Consider the following 15,070-nt stretch of genomic DNA (forward strand, 5'->3'; position numbering starts at 1 on the left):
CCTGCGCCCTGGACCCCGACGAGCACCCCGCCACCACCACCCGCGACCGCGACCACCGCCTCCCCAGAACAGCGCTCGCCCGGTGGATCGACGCCCGCGACCACCAGTGCGTCGCGCCCGGCTGCACCAAGCTCGCCCGCCGCTGCGACCACGACCACACCCTGGACTGGCAGTACGGCGGACGCACCCAGGCCGACGAGCTCGCCAACCTCTGCCGCCACCACCACCGCGGCAAACACACCGGCCGCTGGCGCTACACCCAGCCCGACCCCGGCCGCTTCGAGGTCACCGACCCCACCGGCACCGTCCACCACACCGCGAGCCGCGTCACCAACCCGCTACCCGGGCCCGTGGCACGCCGCTACCCGTTCCCCTGGCACCTGCTCGACCTCGACCCCGTCACACCCCGCCCCGACTTCGAACCCCGCCCCAACCGCGACGGCATCATCACCGACAAAGCCATCCAGACCTCGATCCACCTCGGCATCCGCGCCGCCACGACGACCGAGCGGTTCGAGCAGCCGACGGAGGACATCGACGACACCGACCCACCCTTCTGACCCGGGAACAGAGCCGGATCAGGCCTCCACGACAGCCGGTCCCGACGACGAGGTCGGCGCCGGACCCGACCGCAGACGGAACGCCAGCAGCACCCCGAGCGCCGTGAGCCCGGCCGTCACCATCATGAGGTCGTCGATCGCCGTGACGAAGGAATGCGCCTGCACCTGCGAGTAGCTCATGTACTGCTCGAGCATCGGGGTGTGCGGCGCCATGTGCATCGCCGCCCCGGTGTCGCTCCCCTGCTGGGCCTGCTCGGAGCTCAGCATCGCCGTGAGGGCCGCGAGCCCCATCGCCGAGGCCGTCCGCTGGGTGACGTTGTTGAACGCGCTCGCGCCGGAGACCCGGTCGGGCGGCACCGCGGAGATGCCCCCGGTCATGATCGGCATCATCGCGAGACCCATCCCCACGGCGCGGAACACGAGGAGCCACCGGAGCTCGTCCCACGACGTCTCCAGCGACAGGTCCCGGAGCATCCACGTCCCGATCGCGAGGATCGACAGCCCGACCACCGCGGGCCAGCGGGGGCCGAAGCGGTCGTAGATCCGGCCCGCGACCGGCATGAGCACGCCCATCACCAGGGCCTGGGGCAGGAGCAGCAGCCCGGTGTCGAACGCGCCCAGCCCCTGGCTCTCCTGCAGGAACAGCGGGATGAAGAACAGCACCCCGAACAGGCCCACCGAGAGCACCGCGATCAGCACCAGTGACAGGGTGAACGCCCCAGAGGAGAACACCCGGACGTCGAGCAGCGGCTCGTCCACCTCCAGCTCGATCACCACGAACAGGGCGAGCGCGAGGACGCCCACCGTCAGCAGGATCAGCACCGGGTACGACGTCCAGCCCCACGACTGGCCCTCCGAGAGCGCCAGCAGCAGCGAGAACAGGCCGGTCGCGATCGCGAGGAAGCCCAGGACGTCGAACGTCCTCCCGGCCTTCCCCTTCGTCATCGGCAGCCACACCACCGCGGCGATCGCGCCGAGCACGCCGATCGGCACGTTGATGAAGAAGATCAGGCGCCAGTCGACGTACTCGACGAGGTAGCCGCCGAGGGTCGGCCCGACGGCCGGCGCGAAGACGATCCCGAGCCCGTAGAGGCCCATCGCCGCGCCGATCCGCTCGCGGGGCACCAGCCGGTAGACCATCGAGAGCGCGACGACCGGGATGATCCCGCCGGGGACCGCCTGCAGGATGCGGAACGCGATCATCGAATCGATGTCCCACGCGAACCCGCAGAGCGCCGAGCCCACCCCGAAGCCGACGAGCGAGAGCACGTAGGCCCGGCCGAGCCCCAGCCGCTCCCCCAGCCACGCGCTCACCGGCACGATCACGCCCAGCGCGAGGGAGTACGCCGTCGAGACCCACTGGATGTCGTCGGTGGTGACCCCGAAGTCCTTCTGCATGGACGGGATCGCCACGTTGACGATGCTCACGTCGAGCACCGACATGAACATGCCGGTGACGAGCACGAGGAGCGGGACGATCCACGGGGTGCTCCCGGACCTACCCGACGAGGCCCTCGCCGACGACGGCCGTGCAGGCTCGGCCGGTGTCGGAGCCGTGGTGGTCGGCGACGCCGCGGTGGTCGTCATGGCGGGAGTCTGGCACCGCCGAGGGGTCGGGATCCCGCCCCGACAGGGGAATTCTCGCAGGTCAGGGGACGTTCGGGTCGGTCTGTCCCGGAGCGTCCGATTCGGTCGGCGTCGTGAGCGGGACTCCGACCCCCGGCTCGCGATCCGGCTCAGGCGTGGTGGACCGCGCGGACCTGGACGAGGGTCGGGTCGTAGGACGTCGCGAGCCCGGCGGCCTCCCCGATGTGCTGCCGCACCTCGGGGCGCGCGAGCGCCGTCTCGTAGGCCGTCGCGCTGGTCCACTGCGCGTAGTTGATCACGCGGGTGCCGTCGAGGCTGGCGTGCAGGTTCGCCGACACGAACCCCGGGTCGCCGACGAAGACCGCGGCGGTGGCGCGGTCGAGGGCGTCGACGAGCTCGGCCTGCCGCTCGGGGTCGACCGTGAAGACGTTGACCAGGGTGACCTGGTCGGAGTCGCTGTCGACGGTGATCGTCGTGGTGGTGCTCATGGGGCTGCTCCTTTGATGTCAATGTCCTGACACCGACGACAGTAGAACGACAGAACGAGCTGTGTCAAACTCCTGACATGCAGGACGTCACCGAGAAGCTCGGCTACCGCCTCAAGCGGGCGGCGTCGGCGCTGCGCACCGCCATGGACGACGCCCTGCGCGCCCACGACCTGACCGTGCCGCAGTACTCGACCCTCGAGCTCCTCGACCAGCAGCCCGGTCTGTCGAACGCGGAGCTCGCCCGCGGCACCTTCGTCACCCGGCAGTCGATGAACGTCGTGCTCCGCGGCCTGCAGGAGCACGGTCTCGTCCACCGGCCCGCCGTCAGCGACCACGGCCGGGCCCTGCCCACTCACCTCACCGAGGAGGGGCTGCGCCGGCTCGCCCTGGCCCGCGACGCCGTCTACGCGATCGACGACCGGATCGCCGGGGCCGTGCCCGAGGAGCGCCGCGCCGCCCTGCTCGCCGACCTCGACGCCATGGTCGCCGAGCTCGGACGCTGAGCCGTCAGGAGTCGGTCATCGGCTCCGGGGAGTCGGGCAGCGCGAGCGTGCGCCGGGCCGTCGGGCGGTGGCCGAGGAAGTCGGGGCGGTTCGCGTGCCCGAACAGCAGCGGCAGGAGCTCGGCCGCGCTGACCCGGCCGTACCAGCCCGACGCCGCGAACTGCTCGCCGAAGGCGGTGACCGGGTCGGTGCGCACCGTGGGGCCGGCGACGACGAGCGGGGTCGGATCGCCGGTGTGCAGCACACCGCCGGTCGACGGGGTCGCGTGGTCGCCCGTGACCGCGACGACCGCCCGGTCCGCGAGGTCGAGCAGCCCGGCGAGACCGGGGTCGGCCGACTCCAGCACCTCGAGCTTCGCCCGCGGCTCCTTCGTGTGGCCGGCCTCGTCGGTCGCCTTGGTGTGGACGTGCACGAACCGCGCACCCTCGTCCATCAGCTCCTGCGCGACGACCAGCCGCGCGGCCAGGTCCTCCCCCGCGTCGGCCACCGGCGGGAGATGCCGCGCCGACATCCCGAGCAGTGTCGCGATCCCCCGGTACAACCGGGTGCTCGTCACGGCGGCGCCGGCCACCCCGGTCTGCTCGACGAAGGCCGGCAGCGGGTCCCGGCGGCCCGACCACTTCGTCGTCAGGACGTCCAACGCCGGCCGCTCCCCCCGCGAGCGGTTGACGCGGTGCCCGACGAGCTCCCGGCGCGCGGCCCGGAGGAAGGCGTCCAGCCGCTCCGCGGTCGGGTCGGCCGCCGGGGTGACCGGTCGGACCCACAGCCACGGGTGGCGGTCCTCGAAGAACGGGTCGGAGTCGGTCACCGCACCGTCGTCGCACCCGGGCAGCACGAGCAGCGCCTCTCCGCGACCGCCCAACGGGGTCAGCTCGACACCGTGCGCGGCGGCCACCGGCGCGAGGGCCTCGAACAGGGCGGTCGCGTCGGCGGCGTCGTCGGGGGCGGTGCGCCCGGTGATCCACACCCGCCCGTCGTCGTCGACGGTCGAGGTCCGCAGCGCCGCGTGGCTGATCGCGACCCCGGTCGGCACGTCGAGCCCCGCGCCCAGGGCCTCCAGCACGGCCCGGCCGGGGAACGGGACGTCGTCGAACCCGAACATCGCCCAGTGCGCCAGCTCCGACGCGGGCGCCCGACCCCACCCGAACGGCAGGTGCCAGCCCGAGCAGCCGCGGGCGGCCAGCGCGTCGAGCGCGGGCGTGTGGGCGGCCTCGGCCGGGGTGCGGTCCCCGAGCGCAGGCACCGGCCGGTCCCCCAGCCCGTCGAGGACGACGAGCACCACCGGCAGCCGGTCGTCGTCGAGGCGGGGCTGGGTCTCGCCGTAGCCGGGAGCCCTGCTCACAGCAGGTCCCGCAGCAGCGGCACGATCGCGGGCGGGACGAGGTCGGCCCACGAGCCGTCGGCGAACGCCGCCCGGATGTCGGTGGCGTCGAGCTTCGTCGCGGGGTCGCCGTCGAGCACCGTCACCGCGTAGCCACCGGCGGCGATCTGCGCGGCCTTCTCCTTCTCCCACGCCGAGTAGGCCCGGACGTAGTGGACGGCGTGCCGCGGGACGTAGTCGGGCCAGGTCTGCGGTCGGGTGAGGTCGAACGGCACGATCGTCGCGTCGAGCCCGGCTCCGTCCAGGGCGGCGGTGAGCAGCCGGACGCGCTCGTAGTAGGTGAAGGGGTTCGCGGCGTCGGTATGCCGGTGGTCGGAGGTGACCTCCCGACGACGAGCGCCGCGGTCGGGATTGGTCACGGCCACCACCAGCGCGTCGTGGCGCTCGAGCGCGTGCGCGAACAGCTCGAGGTGCTGGGCGTGGACCGGCTGGAACCGCCCGGTGACCGCCGCGAGCGAGCGCGTCACCGCAGCAGGTCCTGTCCCGTGAGAAGACCCCGTCACCTGAGAAGACCCCGGGCGATGGCGTTGCGCTGGATCTCGACGGTGCCCGCCGGGATCTTCAGATTCCGCGCGAGCCGGAAGAGCTTCTCCTCCGGCGAGCCCTTGCGCAGGCCGCTGCCGCCGTGGACCTGCAGGGCCCGGTCGGCCACCCGGTAGAAGGACTCGTCGTTGATCACCTTGATCAGGCTGAGCAGGCGGGGCGCGGCGTGGTCGAGGGGGATGCCGTACGGGCCGCCGGGCAGGGCGTCGAGCTCGGTCTGGATCTGCAGGGAGGCCGCGCGGGCGGTGTACACGTCGGCGTCGATGTCGGCGAGCATGTGCGCCACGGCCTGCTGCTCACCGATCGGCCGCCCGCCCGAGGTGCGGGTCCGGGCCCGGTCGACGGCGCGCTCCAGCAGCCACGACCCCCACCCCGCGCACATCCCGCCGCGGGCCATGCGCCGCCAGTTGATCCACGTCATGGCCAGGGCGAACCCGTCGCCGGGGTCGCCGACGACGTCCTCGGCCGGGACGCGCACGTCGGAGAAGTGGAGCTCGCCGGTGAGGCCGTCGTCGAGCATCGTCGGGATGTCCCGGCCGCGCGTGACGCCCGGGGCGCGGGCGTCGACCAGGAACATCGAGAGGCTGCGCGTGCCGGCGCCCGGCTCGGTCACGGCGGTCACCTGCATGACGTCGGCGAAGTGGGCATTGGTGATCCACGCCTTGTCGCCGTTGAGGATCCAGTCGTCGCCGTCGCGGACCGCGTGGGTCTCCATCGCGAGGACGTCGGTGCCGACGGAGATCTCGGTGTTGGCGAAGGCGGCGGTGATCTCGGCGGCGAGCAGGGGCTCGAGCCAGTGCTCCCGGGCGGCGGGCGAGCAGTGCTCGATCGCCGCGTTCGGGCCCTCGGTCCAGGCCAGCGCCGCCAGCCCGAGCCCCAGGCCGCTGCGCCGGTAGACGAACTCCTCGACGTGCTGCATCTCCACGCGGGAGAAGCCACCGCCCGAGGGCACGTGCGGGGCGTAGAGCCCGGCGGCCGCCGACCGTCGCTGGACCTCGCGGCGGGCCTCCCAGACCGCGGGGTGCATCCGCCCGGCCTCGTCGAGCCGCGGGTTGAAGGGCGTCCCGACCTCCCGGGCCGCCAGCTCGGCCTCCAGGGGCTCGACCTCGTCCGCCAGGAACGACGCGAACCGCTCCACGTAGTCCTCGACCCTGCCGCTGCGCATGCTCTGCAACCTAGGGTCTGTCCTCGTGCCGGTGCTCACCGCGGAGACCTCGACCCTGCTCGTCGTCGACCTGCAGGAGCGGTTGATGCCCGCCATCGCCGGGGCCGACCTGGTGCTGGCCAACGCCGGGCGGCTGGTGCGGGCGGCGACCCGGTTCGAGGTCCCGGTGACCACCACCGAGCAGGACCCGGCGAAGCTCGGGCCGACCGTCTCCCCCGTGAGCGACCTCCTACCGACCCCCGCGGTCACGAAGTCGACCTTCGCGGCCGACCTGTCGTTCCCCTCGCGCGTCGTGGTCTGCGGCTGCGAGGCCCACGTGTGCGTGCTGCAGACCGTGCTCGCGCTGCGCGCCTCCGGGCACGACGTGGCCGTGGTCGCCGACGCGGTCGGCAGCCGCGCGGAGGGCAACCGGGACGCCGCGATCGCCCGCATGCGCGATCACGGCGTCGACGTGGTGACCACCGAGATGGTCGCCTTCGAGTGGCTCGGGTCGAGCCGGCACCCGGCGTTCCGCGAGGTGCAGGGGCTGATCAAGTAGGGCACGTCGCGGGCTCGTAGGGTGCGGCGCATGGCCGTGAACCCCACCGGCGCCGGCCTCAAGGCGTTCCTCGCCGAGGGGCCCGACGAGCCGGTGACGATGCTCAACCTGCTCCGCTTCGTCCCCGACGGCGGCGCCGAGCGGTACGACGAGTACATCGCGCACTTCCGCCGGTTCGCCGGGAAGGTCGGGGCGGAGGTCGTCTACTTCGGGCGCGGCACGACGCCCCTGGTCGCCGAGCCGGGCCAGGAGTGGGACGCGGTCCTGCTCGTCTCCTACCCCACCCGGCGGGCGTTCGCCGACATGGTCCGCGACCCCGGCTACCAGGAGGGCACGCACCTGCGCACCGAGGCGCTCGTCGAGGCCACCCTCCAACCGACCGTCCCTCGCTGACCCGGCCGCGGACCGGGGACTAGGCGTCCCCGGCCTCACCGATCTGCATCGTGGCGACGCCGTCGCGGACCGAGGTCACGCGGTAGGACACACCGTTGAGCGTGTTGCTCCCGCCCGACGTCGACGTGATCGTCGAGGTGCGGCCGTCGTCGCCGGTGGTCGACGCGGTGACGCCGTCGTCGCCGACGTCGGTGATCGTCATCGAGGACACCTCCGAGGACCGGCCGAGGTCGATGACGTCGCCCTCGGAGACGGTGACGGTGCACTGCGCGCCCGGGCACGGGACGGTCCGCGGGGCGGAGGTTCCGTCGGCCCCGGCGGCCGACGGGGCGGCGCAGGCCGTCCCGGTGGTCGCGACGAGGCCGGCGAGCACCGCGAGGGTCACTCCGGACTTCCCCAGCACGGACACGAACGGACTCCCCCCGACGCGGACCAGGACCGGCGGAGTCTGGCACCGCGGCGCGCACCGGGCGGACAGCGACCCGCCCGGTGACGCCAGTGGGTGAACGGGGCGGGGCGGCTCGTAGGGTGCGGCGCATGGCCGTGAACCGCACCGGGGCGCTCGTCGGGGCCACCCTCCAGCCGACCGTCGCGCGGTGAGCGCGCACCCGACGACGGCGTTCTTCCGGGCCAACGGCGAGCTGCTCGTCCCGCTCCCCCGCGCGACGAGCGGCTGGGGCGCCTCGGACGGGCTCGACCAGCTGCGCGGCACCGCCGTCAGCGGCGTCCTCGCCCGGGCCGCCGAGCGCGCGGCCGACGAGCTCGACGGGGCGGACGGCTTCCGCCCGGTCCGGTGGACGCTCGACCTGTTCCGGCCCGGGGCGATGGTCCCCGGCACCACCGAGGCCACCGTGGTGCGCGGCGGGCGCCGGCTCCGGCTCGTCGACGCGGTCCTCGTCCAGGACGGCCGGACCGTGGCCCGCGGCTCGCTCCTGCTGCTCGCCACCGGCGGCCAGTCCTCCGGCTCGCGCTGGACCGGCCCGCTCCCGACGACCCCGGCCCCGCCGCCCGCCGACCTGGCCCCCGGCGAGGGCGAGCCGATCCTCTACCGCAGCGACGGCGACTGGTCGACCGACCGCCGCGCGCACGCCAACGCCGCGCGCAAGTCCGTGTGGTTCCCCGCCGCCCCGCTCGTCGAGGGCGAGGACCCGACCGGGCTCCAGCACGCGGCGGTGGTCGCCGACGGCGCGAACCTGACGTCGAGCTGGGGCACCCTCGGCGTCGAGTTCATCAACGCCGACGCCACGATGACCCTCACCCGCGCGCCGGCCCGTGGCGACGGGATCGGGCTGCACGCCGAGTCGCGCCTCGAGGGCGACGGCATCGCGATCGGCACGACGACGCTGTTCGACCGCCACGGCCCGCTCGGCAGCGTCGTGGTGTCGACCCTGGCGAACGGCCACGACGCCGTCACCGTGTGACGGGCTACTGCCGGGCCTCCCAGGCGCGGTAGTTGGCGATCAGGTCCTTCTTCAGCTGGCCGCGCGGCTTGACCTCGATGCCCTCGCCGTCGGCCCAGTCGCGGATGGTCTCGCGCTCCTCGCCCGTGAGCCCGTCGCGGCCGCGGGCGGGCTCCCCGGCGGTCTCGTCGACGGGGGCCGGCTCGGGGGCCGGCTCGGGGGCCGGCTCGGGGGCCGGCTCCTCGCGCCCGGGCAGCGCCGCGGGGTCGCCCGCGTCGAAGGCCGCCACCACCGCGCCGGGGATGCGGCCGCGCTCGGAGAGGGCGGCGCCGTGCTCGGCGGCCCAGGCGCGGATCTCCTGGTTGCGCTCCCGGGACTGCGCCGACACCGCCGGCTCCGCGTCGGGCGCGACCGGGGCGGGTCGCCGTCCGCCGGTGCGGCGCGCGGCGGCGACGTAGGGCGCCAGGACGTCGCGGAGCTGTTCGGCGTGCGAGGACGTCAGGTCGATCTCGTAGTCGGCGTGGTCGATGCCGAACTCGACGGTCTCGTCGGCGGTGTCGCCGTCGAGGTCGTCGACCAGGGTGACCGTGGTCCGGGACGCCATGATCGGTGGTGCTCCTTCGGGGTGGGTGGAGCGATCTTCACAGATCCCTCCGACACCCACGAACCGGACGGTCGGGCGGCGGGTACGGTTCTCCGCGGAGGATCTTTGCGATGGAGCGATCGGTCGTGCTCGGCGGGGTACCGACCCGTGTCCTCGACGAGGGCCGGGGCCCGGCCGTCGTCCTCGTGCACGCCACCCCGTTCGACCTCGACTACTGGTCGGGGATCGCCGCCGACCTCAGCGCCGACCACCGGGTGGTCCGCTACGACCTGCCCGGGCACGGCGCCGCGTCGGCGGCCCCCGTCCCCACGACGGACCGCCTCGTCGGCGACCTGATCGACCTCCTCGACCTGCTCGACGTGCCGGACGCGCACCTCGTCGGGCACTCGCTGGGCGCGACCGTGGTGCAGCGCTGCGCGCTGGAGCACCCCACGCGGGTCCGGCGCCTCTCCCTGCTCGGCGCCCGGGCTACCCCGTCCCCGTTGTTCGAGACCCTCGCCGACGCGCTGCGCCGCGACGTCGCCGCCGCGGACCTGTCGATCAACCGCTGGTTCACCCCGACCCACCTGGCGCGCAACGGGGACGCCGTCCGGTACGCCCGCACCCGCATCGAGGCCACCCCGGTCGCGGTCTGGGCCGACGGACTCGACCTGCTCGCGTCCACCGACGTGCTCGCCGACCTGCCGCGGCTCACCGTCCCCGCCGACGTCCTCGTGGGCGAGGACGACCACGGGGCGAAGCCCGAGCACGGGCAGGAGATCGCCGCGGCGATCCCCGGGGCCCGGTTCCACCTGATCCCGAGGGCCCGGTCGCTCGTGGCGCTCGAGAATCCGGAGATCGTCGCGCCGCTGCTCCGCTGACCGTGTTCGAGCAGATCGACGCGGTGCTGTCACGGTGTGCGGGCCGTGCAGATCGTCACGGGCGAGGGCGCGCATCCTTTCCGCTTCTCCCCGGGTAGGCGCCTCCGGGCAGGAAGTGCCTGTCCGGAATCGGGGATCGCCGTGCAGAATGCCGTTCGTTCCGAGGTCCTGGTGGTCGGTGCCGGCCCGGTCGGGCTCACGCTGGCCAACGCCCTCGCCCACCACGGGGTCACCGCCACCGTCGTCGACTCCCGCCACGAGCCCCGGACGCAGTCCCGCGCGAACAATTTGTACGCCCGGCCCCAGGAACTGCTCGCTGCGGTCGGGCTGCGCGATCTGCTCGCCGACGGCGCCCACCGGGTGTCGAGCGCTCAGTTCGTCATGAACGGCCGTTCCATCGACACAGTCGGATTCGACGACGCCTCGCTCCCGTATCCCGCGGTGCTCTACAGCAGCCAGGCCGTCATGGAGCGGACGATGCGCGACGCCCTCACCGGACGCGGGCGGCCGGTCGAGGGCGGGGTGACCCTGGTGGGGCTCGAGCAGGACGCGACCGGGGTCGACGCCGAGCTCGAGACGGCCGACGGGCACCGGTACACCCACCGCGCCCGGTACGTCGTCGGGACCGACGGCGCGAACAGCGCCGTCCGCCGCGCCGTCAGGATCGAGCTCGAGGTCGAGGACTTCCCGCGTCGCGCGACCCGGCAGATCGACGCCCGGCTGTCGTGGCGGCGGCCCACCACGCGGGACACCATGTGGTTCTTCGTGTACGAGAACGGCTTCGCGGGGGTCCTGCCCATCGAGGGCGACTGCCACCGGCTGTTCTTCGTCGAGGACGACGAGGGCATGCCCGAGCGCGAGCCGACCGTCGAGGAGATGCAGGACCGGGCCCGCGAGGTCACCGGCGACCCGACCGTCACCCTCACCGACCCGATCTGGGCCAGCCACACCCGGTTCCGCCACGGCGTCGCGAGCGCCCACGCCGTGGGCCGGGTGTTCCTGGCCGGCGACGCCGGACATCTGAACCTGCCCATCGGCGGGCAGGGCATGAACGCCGGCATGCAGGACGCCGTCACGCTCGCCTGGCGCCTCGCGATGACCCTGGCCGGGCGGGCGGCACCGGCCGTCCTCGCCAGCTACGCGACCGAGCGCCACGGCGAGCACCGGCGCCTCGGGCGCCAGGAGGTCTCCGGGTTCCGGCGGCTGATGTACCGCTCCGGACTGCAGGACAAGGTCCTCGACGTGGCCGCCGCGGCCGTCCCCGAGATCGGGAAGCGGCTGCTCGGTGCCGAGGAGCTCCAGCAGCTCGCGGTCGCCTATCCCGACAGCCCGCTGAGCGTCGACCACCGTCCCCGCCGCCCGGGCCGGAGGGTCGCCGCCGGTCACCGCGCCCCGGACTCCCGGGTGGTGCGCGACGACCGGACGACGACGCTGTTCGAGCAGATCTACAACCCGGACGGCCTCACCTGGGGCTGGGCCCTGCTCGCGTTCGAGGGCCCCGGCGACGACCGGGCGGAGCTCGCGGCCGCCGTGGAGGCGGTGACGCTCCGGCACCCCTGGGTCCGGGCCCGCCTGGTCCGCAACCGGCCGGACGGCCCGGCCGCGCCGGACGAGGTCCCGGTCCTGTGGGACCTCGACGGGCAGGCCCACAGCGCCTACGGCACCGCCCGCTCGGCGACCCTGGTGCTCGTCCGACCCGACGGGCACGTGGGGCTGCTCGCCCCCGCCGACCGCGGGGACGCGCTGCTCACCTACTGCGGCGCGATCGACCCCACCCACGACCGGCGGCCTGCGGAGCTCGCTCACGCCGGGGCCCACAGCTGATCAGGCCGCGGGCTCCAGCTGCGCGGCGATGCCCTCCAGGCACCACTGCCAGCCCACGCGCATGCCCTCGGCGGCCGCCGCATCCGACAGGCCCTCGACCGCGAGGTCGAGGCGGGTCCCGCCGTCGAGCGACCGCAGCAGCACGGTGCACCGGCTGGTCTCGGCCATGCCTTCGCCCTCGGTGAGCACCTCGAGCACGAGGCGCTCGGTGGGCTCGAAGACCGCGAAGGTCGCCGTCTCGGTGAAGGCGTCGCCACCCGGCCGGGGGCCGAACCGGATGCGGTAGCCCCCGCCCTCGCGGGCATCGACCTCGCAGCTCGACACGCGCCACTCGGGGTCGGGGCACACCCAGCGCTCGAGCAGGTCGGCGCGGGTGAAGGCGGCCCACACCCGCTCGGGCGGCGCGGGATAGGTGCGGTCGAGGTCGAACGACAGGAGCGGGGCGGTGGTCACGTGTCCTCCAGGAGCTTGCCGAGGGCGTCCAGCCGGGCCGACCAGAGCGCCTGCTGCCGTGCGGTCCACTCGGCCACGGCGACGAGGGCGTCGTCGCGCAGCCGGCACTCGCGCACGCGGCCGCGCTTGACCGTCGTCACGAGGCCCGCGTCCTCGAGCACGCGGACGTGCTTGAGGACCGCGGGCAGCGACATGCTCGTCGGCGCCGCGAGGTCGCCGGCGGACGTCGGCCCGCGGGCCAGCCGCTCGACGATGGCCAGCCGGGTGGGATCGCCCAGCGCCGCGAACTGATGGTGAACCACGAGGTTTACTGTCGAGCGTGGGGTCGGCCCTGTCAAGCCCTCCGGCGGGGCCGGACGAGGCGACGGTGGCGGTGGGCGAACAGCGCGGCGACGACGACCCGCAGGAGGGGGCCCGCCAGGACCAGGAGGGCCCGCGGCTCCAGCACCACCCGGTCCGTGACCAGCGCGCCACCCGGGACCGGTTCGACGGTGCGGTCGTGCACCCAGCGCCGCATCGCGAACATCGTCGACTCCTCCCGGAACCGTCGGCCGCGCTCCACCTCGACGAGGAGGAGGTCGTCGTACTCGACCGGGAGCACGCCGAACAGGCGCACCCACGACCGTCCGAGCGGCTCACCCACGGGTGCCGTGTCGATCGTCAGGTCATCCGCACCGCGGGGGACGGACATCGTCAGGAAGGGCCGCAGCTCGTCGTCGATCCCGGCGAACGTGGCCACCCGCCGCCAGACGTCCTCGGCCGCCGCCGGCACCACCGACGCCCGCTCGACCTCCCACGCCCGCCGCACCCGCGCCACCCCGGGGGCGTCAGCGGGCCCGTTGCCCGAAGCGGGCGAAGGCGCCGAGCGCGTCGGCGTCCTGCACCGCGCCGGGGCTCACCACCTCCTCGACGGGGCGTCCGCCGAGGATCTGCTTGACCGGCTTCTCCAGCTTCTTGCCGGTCATCGTCCGCGGGATCGCGGGGACGGCCTCGATCGCGTCGGGGACGTGGCGGGGCGAGAGCTCGCGGCGCAGGGCCGCGCGCACCCGCCGGCGCAGATCGTCGTCGACCTCGGTGCCCTCGGCCGGGACGACGAACAGCAGCAGCTGCCCGGGTCCGCCGGCGGCGTCCTCGAGGTGCACGACGAGCGAGTCGACGACCTCGGGGAGCTCCTCGACCACCGAGTAGAACTCCGCGGTGCCCAGGCGCACCCCGCCGCGGTTGAGCGTCGCGTCGGAGCGGCCGGTGATGACGAAGCTCCCCCGCGAGGTGCGGATCGCCCAGTCGCCGTGACGCCAGACGCCGGGGAAGACGTCGAAGTAGGACTCGAGGTAGCGCTCGTCGCCCTCGTCGTTCCAGAACCGCACCGGCATCGACGGCATGGGCTCGCGGATCACGAGCTCCCCGACCTCGTCGACGACCTCGTGGCCGGCCTCGTCGAACACCGTCACGTCGACGCCGAGGCACGGGCCGGCGAGCTCGCCGCGGGCCAGCGGCAGCCAGGGGTTGCCGGCGACGAAGCCGGAGCAGATGTCGGTGCCGCCGCTCATGGAGTTGACCAGGACTCCCGCGCCGAGCTGCTCGGACGCCCAGTCGAAGCCCTCCTCGGGCAGGGGCGCCCCGGTGATGCCGAGGGTGCGGATCGCCGAGAGGTCGCGCCCGGCGGCCGGCTCGATCCCCGCCTTGCGGCAGGCCATGAGGTAGCCGGGGCTGGTGCCGAGCTGGGTCACCCGGGCGTCGGCGGCGATCCGCCATTGCTCGGTGAGGTCGGGATACAGGAAGTTCCCGTCGACGACGACGATCGCGGCCCGGTGCAGCAGGCCGGAGATCAGGATGTTCCACATCGTCCACGCGGTGGTGGTGAACCAGAGGAACCGGTCGCCGGGGCGCAGGTCGAGCGCGAGCGCGTGGTTCTTGTAGTGCTCGAGCAGGATGCCGCCGTGCCCGTGGACGATCGCCTTGGGCAGCCCCGTGGTGCCGGAGGAGAACAGCACGTAGAGCGGGTGGTCGAACGGCACCGGCTGGAAGGCGAGCTCCCCCGGCTCGGCGAGCAGCTCCGCCCACGTCAGCGCGTCGGGCACCTCGACCGGGCCGTAGGGCACCGCCACGACGTGACGGACGGTCGGGAGCGCCGCCCGGATCGCGGCGACGTCGTCGGACTTGTCGATCGGCTTGTCGCCGTAGGTGTAGCCGCCGATGGTGAGCAGCACCGTCGGTTCGATCTGGGCGAAGCGGTCGACCACGCTGCGGGCGCCGAACTCCGGGGCGCAGGAGGCCCAGACGGCGCCGAGCGAGGCGCAGGCCAGGAACGCGACGAGGGCCTCGGGGATGTTGGGCAGGAAGCCGACCACGCGGTCGTCGCGCCCCACCCCCAGCACGACGAGGCCGGCCCGGCACCGGGCGACCTGGTCGGCCAGCTCGCCGGAGGTGAGCTCGAACTTCTCCCGGGTCTGCGAGTAGGCGATCACCGCGGTCGCGTCGGGGTCGCCGCCGAGCATCGGGGCGGCGTAGTTGATCGCGCTGCCCGGGAACCACTGCGCCCCCGGCATGTCCCGCGAGGCGAGGACCTCGTCGGACAGGCCCTCGACGCGGTAGTACTCCGCGATCGCGGCCCAGAACCCGTCGAGGTCGGAGACCGACCAGCGCCACAGCTCGTCGTAGGAGGCCACGTCGCAGCCGCGCTCCGCGAGCCAGGCGACGAACTGCCCGATCGCGGTCCCGTCGGGAGGAGCGGCTCCGGGGATCACCGTCATGGCCCGATCATCGTCCGC

The 15,070-nt window shown here is 74.0% G+C and carries 18 protein-coding genes; 7 read left to right on the forward strand and 11 right to left on the reverse strand.

Annotation, left to right across the window (positions count from 1 at the left end; translation table 11 throughout):
- Positions 1-560 (forward strand): HNH endonuclease signature motif containing protein (locus tag ACFPBZ_RS26110; protein WP_378039038.1); only part of this gene is annotated, 560 nt, incomplete at its 5' end.
- Between the two features lie 18 nt (positions 561-578).
- Here ACFPBZ_RS26110 and ACFPBZ_RS26115 read toward each other — a convergent pair.
- Together ACFPBZ_RS26115 and ACFPBZ_RS26120 are read right to left on the reverse strand one after the other, a co-directional pair.
- Positions 579-2,147 (reverse strand): DHA2 family efflux MFS transporter permease subunit, encoded by a 1,569-nt coding sequence (locus ACFPBZ_RS26115; protein ID WP_378039039.1) that lies wholly within the window; start codon positions 2,145-2,147, stop codon positions 579-581.
- A gap of 149 nt (positions 2,148-2,296) precedes the next feature.
- Positions 2,297-2,635 (reverse strand): antibiotic biosynthesis monooxygenase family protein, encoded by a 339-nt coding sequence (locus tag ACFPBZ_RS26120; protein WP_378039040.1) that lies wholly within the window; start codon positions 2,633-2,635, stop codon positions 2,297-2,299.
- Positions 2,636-2,712: 77 nt separating this feature from the next.
- Between ACFPBZ_RS26120 and ACFPBZ_RS26125 the strand changes: the two genes are divergently transcribed.
- Positions 2,713-3,138, forward strand: coding sequence for a MarR family winged helix-turn-helix transcriptional regulator (locus ACFPBZ_RS26125; protein ID WP_378039041.1), 426 nt, complete (start codon positions 2,713-2,715; stop codon positions 3,136-3,138).
- A gap of 4 nt (positions 3,139-3,142) precedes the next feature.
- On the opposite strand, the gene ACFPBZ_RS26130 is transcribed toward ACFPBZ_RS26125, so the two are convergent.
- The 3 genes from ACFPBZ_RS26130 to ACFPBZ_RS26140 are packed head-to-tail and all read right to left on the reverse strand — an operon-like array spanning position 3,143 to position 6,227.
- Entirely contained in the window at positions 3,143-4,480 is a 1,338-nt protein-coding gene (locus tag ACFPBZ_RS26130) for an alkaline phosphatase family protein (RefSeq protein WP_378039042.1), read from the reverse strand.
- Positions 4,477-4,986, reverse strand: a complete 510-nt coding sequence (locus tag ACFPBZ_RS26135; protein ID WP_378039043.1) for a cytidyltransferase — start codon at positions 4,984-4,986, stop codon at positions 4,477-4,479. Before ACFPBZ_RS26135 ends, ACFPBZ_RS26130 begins: the two co-directional genes overlap by 4 nt.
- A 32-nt stretch (positions 4,987-5,018) precedes the next feature.
- On the reverse strand, positions 5,019-6,227 hold the full coding sequence (locus ACFPBZ_RS26140; RefSeq protein WP_378039044.1) for an acyl-CoA dehydrogenase family protein: 1,209 nt from the start codon (positions 6,225-6,227) through the stop codon (positions 5,019-5,021).
- A 25-nt stretch (positions 6,228-6,252) separates the two neighbouring features.
- Between ACFPBZ_RS26140 and ACFPBZ_RS26145 the strand changes: the two genes are divergently transcribed.
- Positions 6,253-6,765, forward strand: a complete 513-nt coding sequence (locus ACFPBZ_RS26145) for an isochorismatase family protein (RefSeq protein WP_378039045.1) — start codon at positions 6,253-6,255, stop codon at positions 6,763-6,765.
- Between the two features lie 30 nt (positions 6,766-6,795).
- Positions 6,796-7,158 carry a DUF1330 domain-containing protein gene (locus tag ACFPBZ_RS26150; protein WP_378039046.1) on the forward strand — a complete coding sequence of 121 codons (363 nt, stop codon included), beginning with the start codon at positions 6,796-6,798 and terminating at the stop codon, positions 7,156-7,158.
- 19 nt (positions 7,159-7,177) lie between these two features.
- Here ACFPBZ_RS26150 and ACFPBZ_RS26155 read toward each other — a convergent pair whose 3' ends face one another.
- The gene (locus ACFPBZ_RS26155; RefSeq protein WP_378039047.1) at positions 7,178-7,567 is read right to left on the reverse strand and encodes a hypothetical protein; all 390 of its coding nucleotides are present in this window, start codon (positions 7,565-7,567) and stop codon (positions 7,178-7,180) included.
- Positions 7,568-7,754: 187 nt separating this feature from the next.
- Between ACFPBZ_RS26155 and ACFPBZ_RS26160 the strand changes: the two genes are divergently transcribed.
- Complete coding sequence (locus ACFPBZ_RS26160) at positions 7,755-8,579, forward strand: acyl-CoA thioesterase domain-containing protein (protein ID WP_378039048.1); 825 nt, start codon at positions 7,755-7,757, stop codon at positions 8,577-8,579.
- 4 nt (positions 8,580-8,583) lie between these two features.
- Here the strand turns inward: ACFPBZ_RS26160 and ACFPBZ_RS26165 are convergent, their stop codons facing one another.
- Positions 8,584-9,162, reverse strand: coding sequence for a histone-like nucleoid-structuring protein Lsr2 (locus ACFPBZ_RS26165; protein ID WP_378039049.1), 579 nt, complete (start codon positions 9,160-9,162; stop codon positions 8,584-8,586).
- Between the two features lie 110 nt (positions 9,163-9,272).
- Between ACFPBZ_RS26165 and ACFPBZ_RS26170 the strand changes: the two genes are divergently transcribed.
- Positions 9,273-10,022, forward strand: coding sequence for an alpha/beta fold hydrolase (locus ACFPBZ_RS26170; protein ID WP_378039050.1), 750 nt, complete (start codon positions 9,273-9,275; stop codon positions 10,020-10,022).
- Positions 10,023-10,163: 141 nt separating this feature from the next.
- Positions 10,164-11,846, forward strand: a complete 1,683-nt coding sequence (locus ACFPBZ_RS26175; RefSeq protein WP_378039051.1) for an FAD-dependent monooxygenase — start codon at positions 10,164-10,166, stop codon at positions 11,844-11,846.
- On the opposite strand, the gene ACFPBZ_RS26180 is transcribed toward ACFPBZ_RS26175, so the two are convergent.
- Genes ACFPBZ_RS26180 through ACFPBZ_RS26195 form a run of 4 tightly spaced genes read right to left on the reverse strand, consistent with a single transcriptional unit; the run spans position 11,847 to position 15,052 of the window.
- Positions 11,847-12,299, reverse strand: coding sequence for an SRPBCC family protein (locus ACFPBZ_RS26180; RefSeq protein WP_378039052.1), 453 nt, complete (start codon positions 12,297-12,299; stop codon positions 11,847-11,849).
- The gene (locus tag ACFPBZ_RS26185) at positions 12,296-12,601 is read right to left on the reverse strand and encodes an ArsR/SmtB family transcription factor (protein WP_378039053.1); all 306 of its coding nucleotides are present in this window, start codon (positions 12,599-12,601) and stop codon (positions 12,296-12,298) included. Before ACFPBZ_RS26185 ends, ACFPBZ_RS26180 begins: the two co-directional genes overlap by 4 nt.
- A 32-nt stretch (positions 12,602-12,633) precedes the next feature.
- Positions 12,634-13,107 carry a hypothetical protein gene (locus tag ACFPBZ_RS26190; protein WP_378039054.1) on the reverse strand — a complete coding sequence of 158 codons (474 nt, stop codon included), beginning with the start codon at positions 13,105-13,107 and terminating at the stop codon, positions 12,634-12,636.
- Between the two features lie 19 nt (positions 13,108-13,126).
- Positions 13,127-15,052, reverse strand: a complete 1,926-nt coding sequence (locus tag ACFPBZ_RS26195) for an acetoacetate--CoA ligase (RefSeq protein ID WP_378039055.1) — start codon at positions 15,050-15,052, stop codon at positions 13,127-13,129.
- Positions 15,053-15,070 lie beyond the last annotated feature (18 nt).

Source organism: Actinomycetospora atypica, from assembly GCF_042653685.1.
Lineage (GTDB): Bacteria > Actinomycetota > Actinomycetes > Mycobacteriales > Pseudonocardiaceae > Actinomycetospora > Actinomycetospora atypica.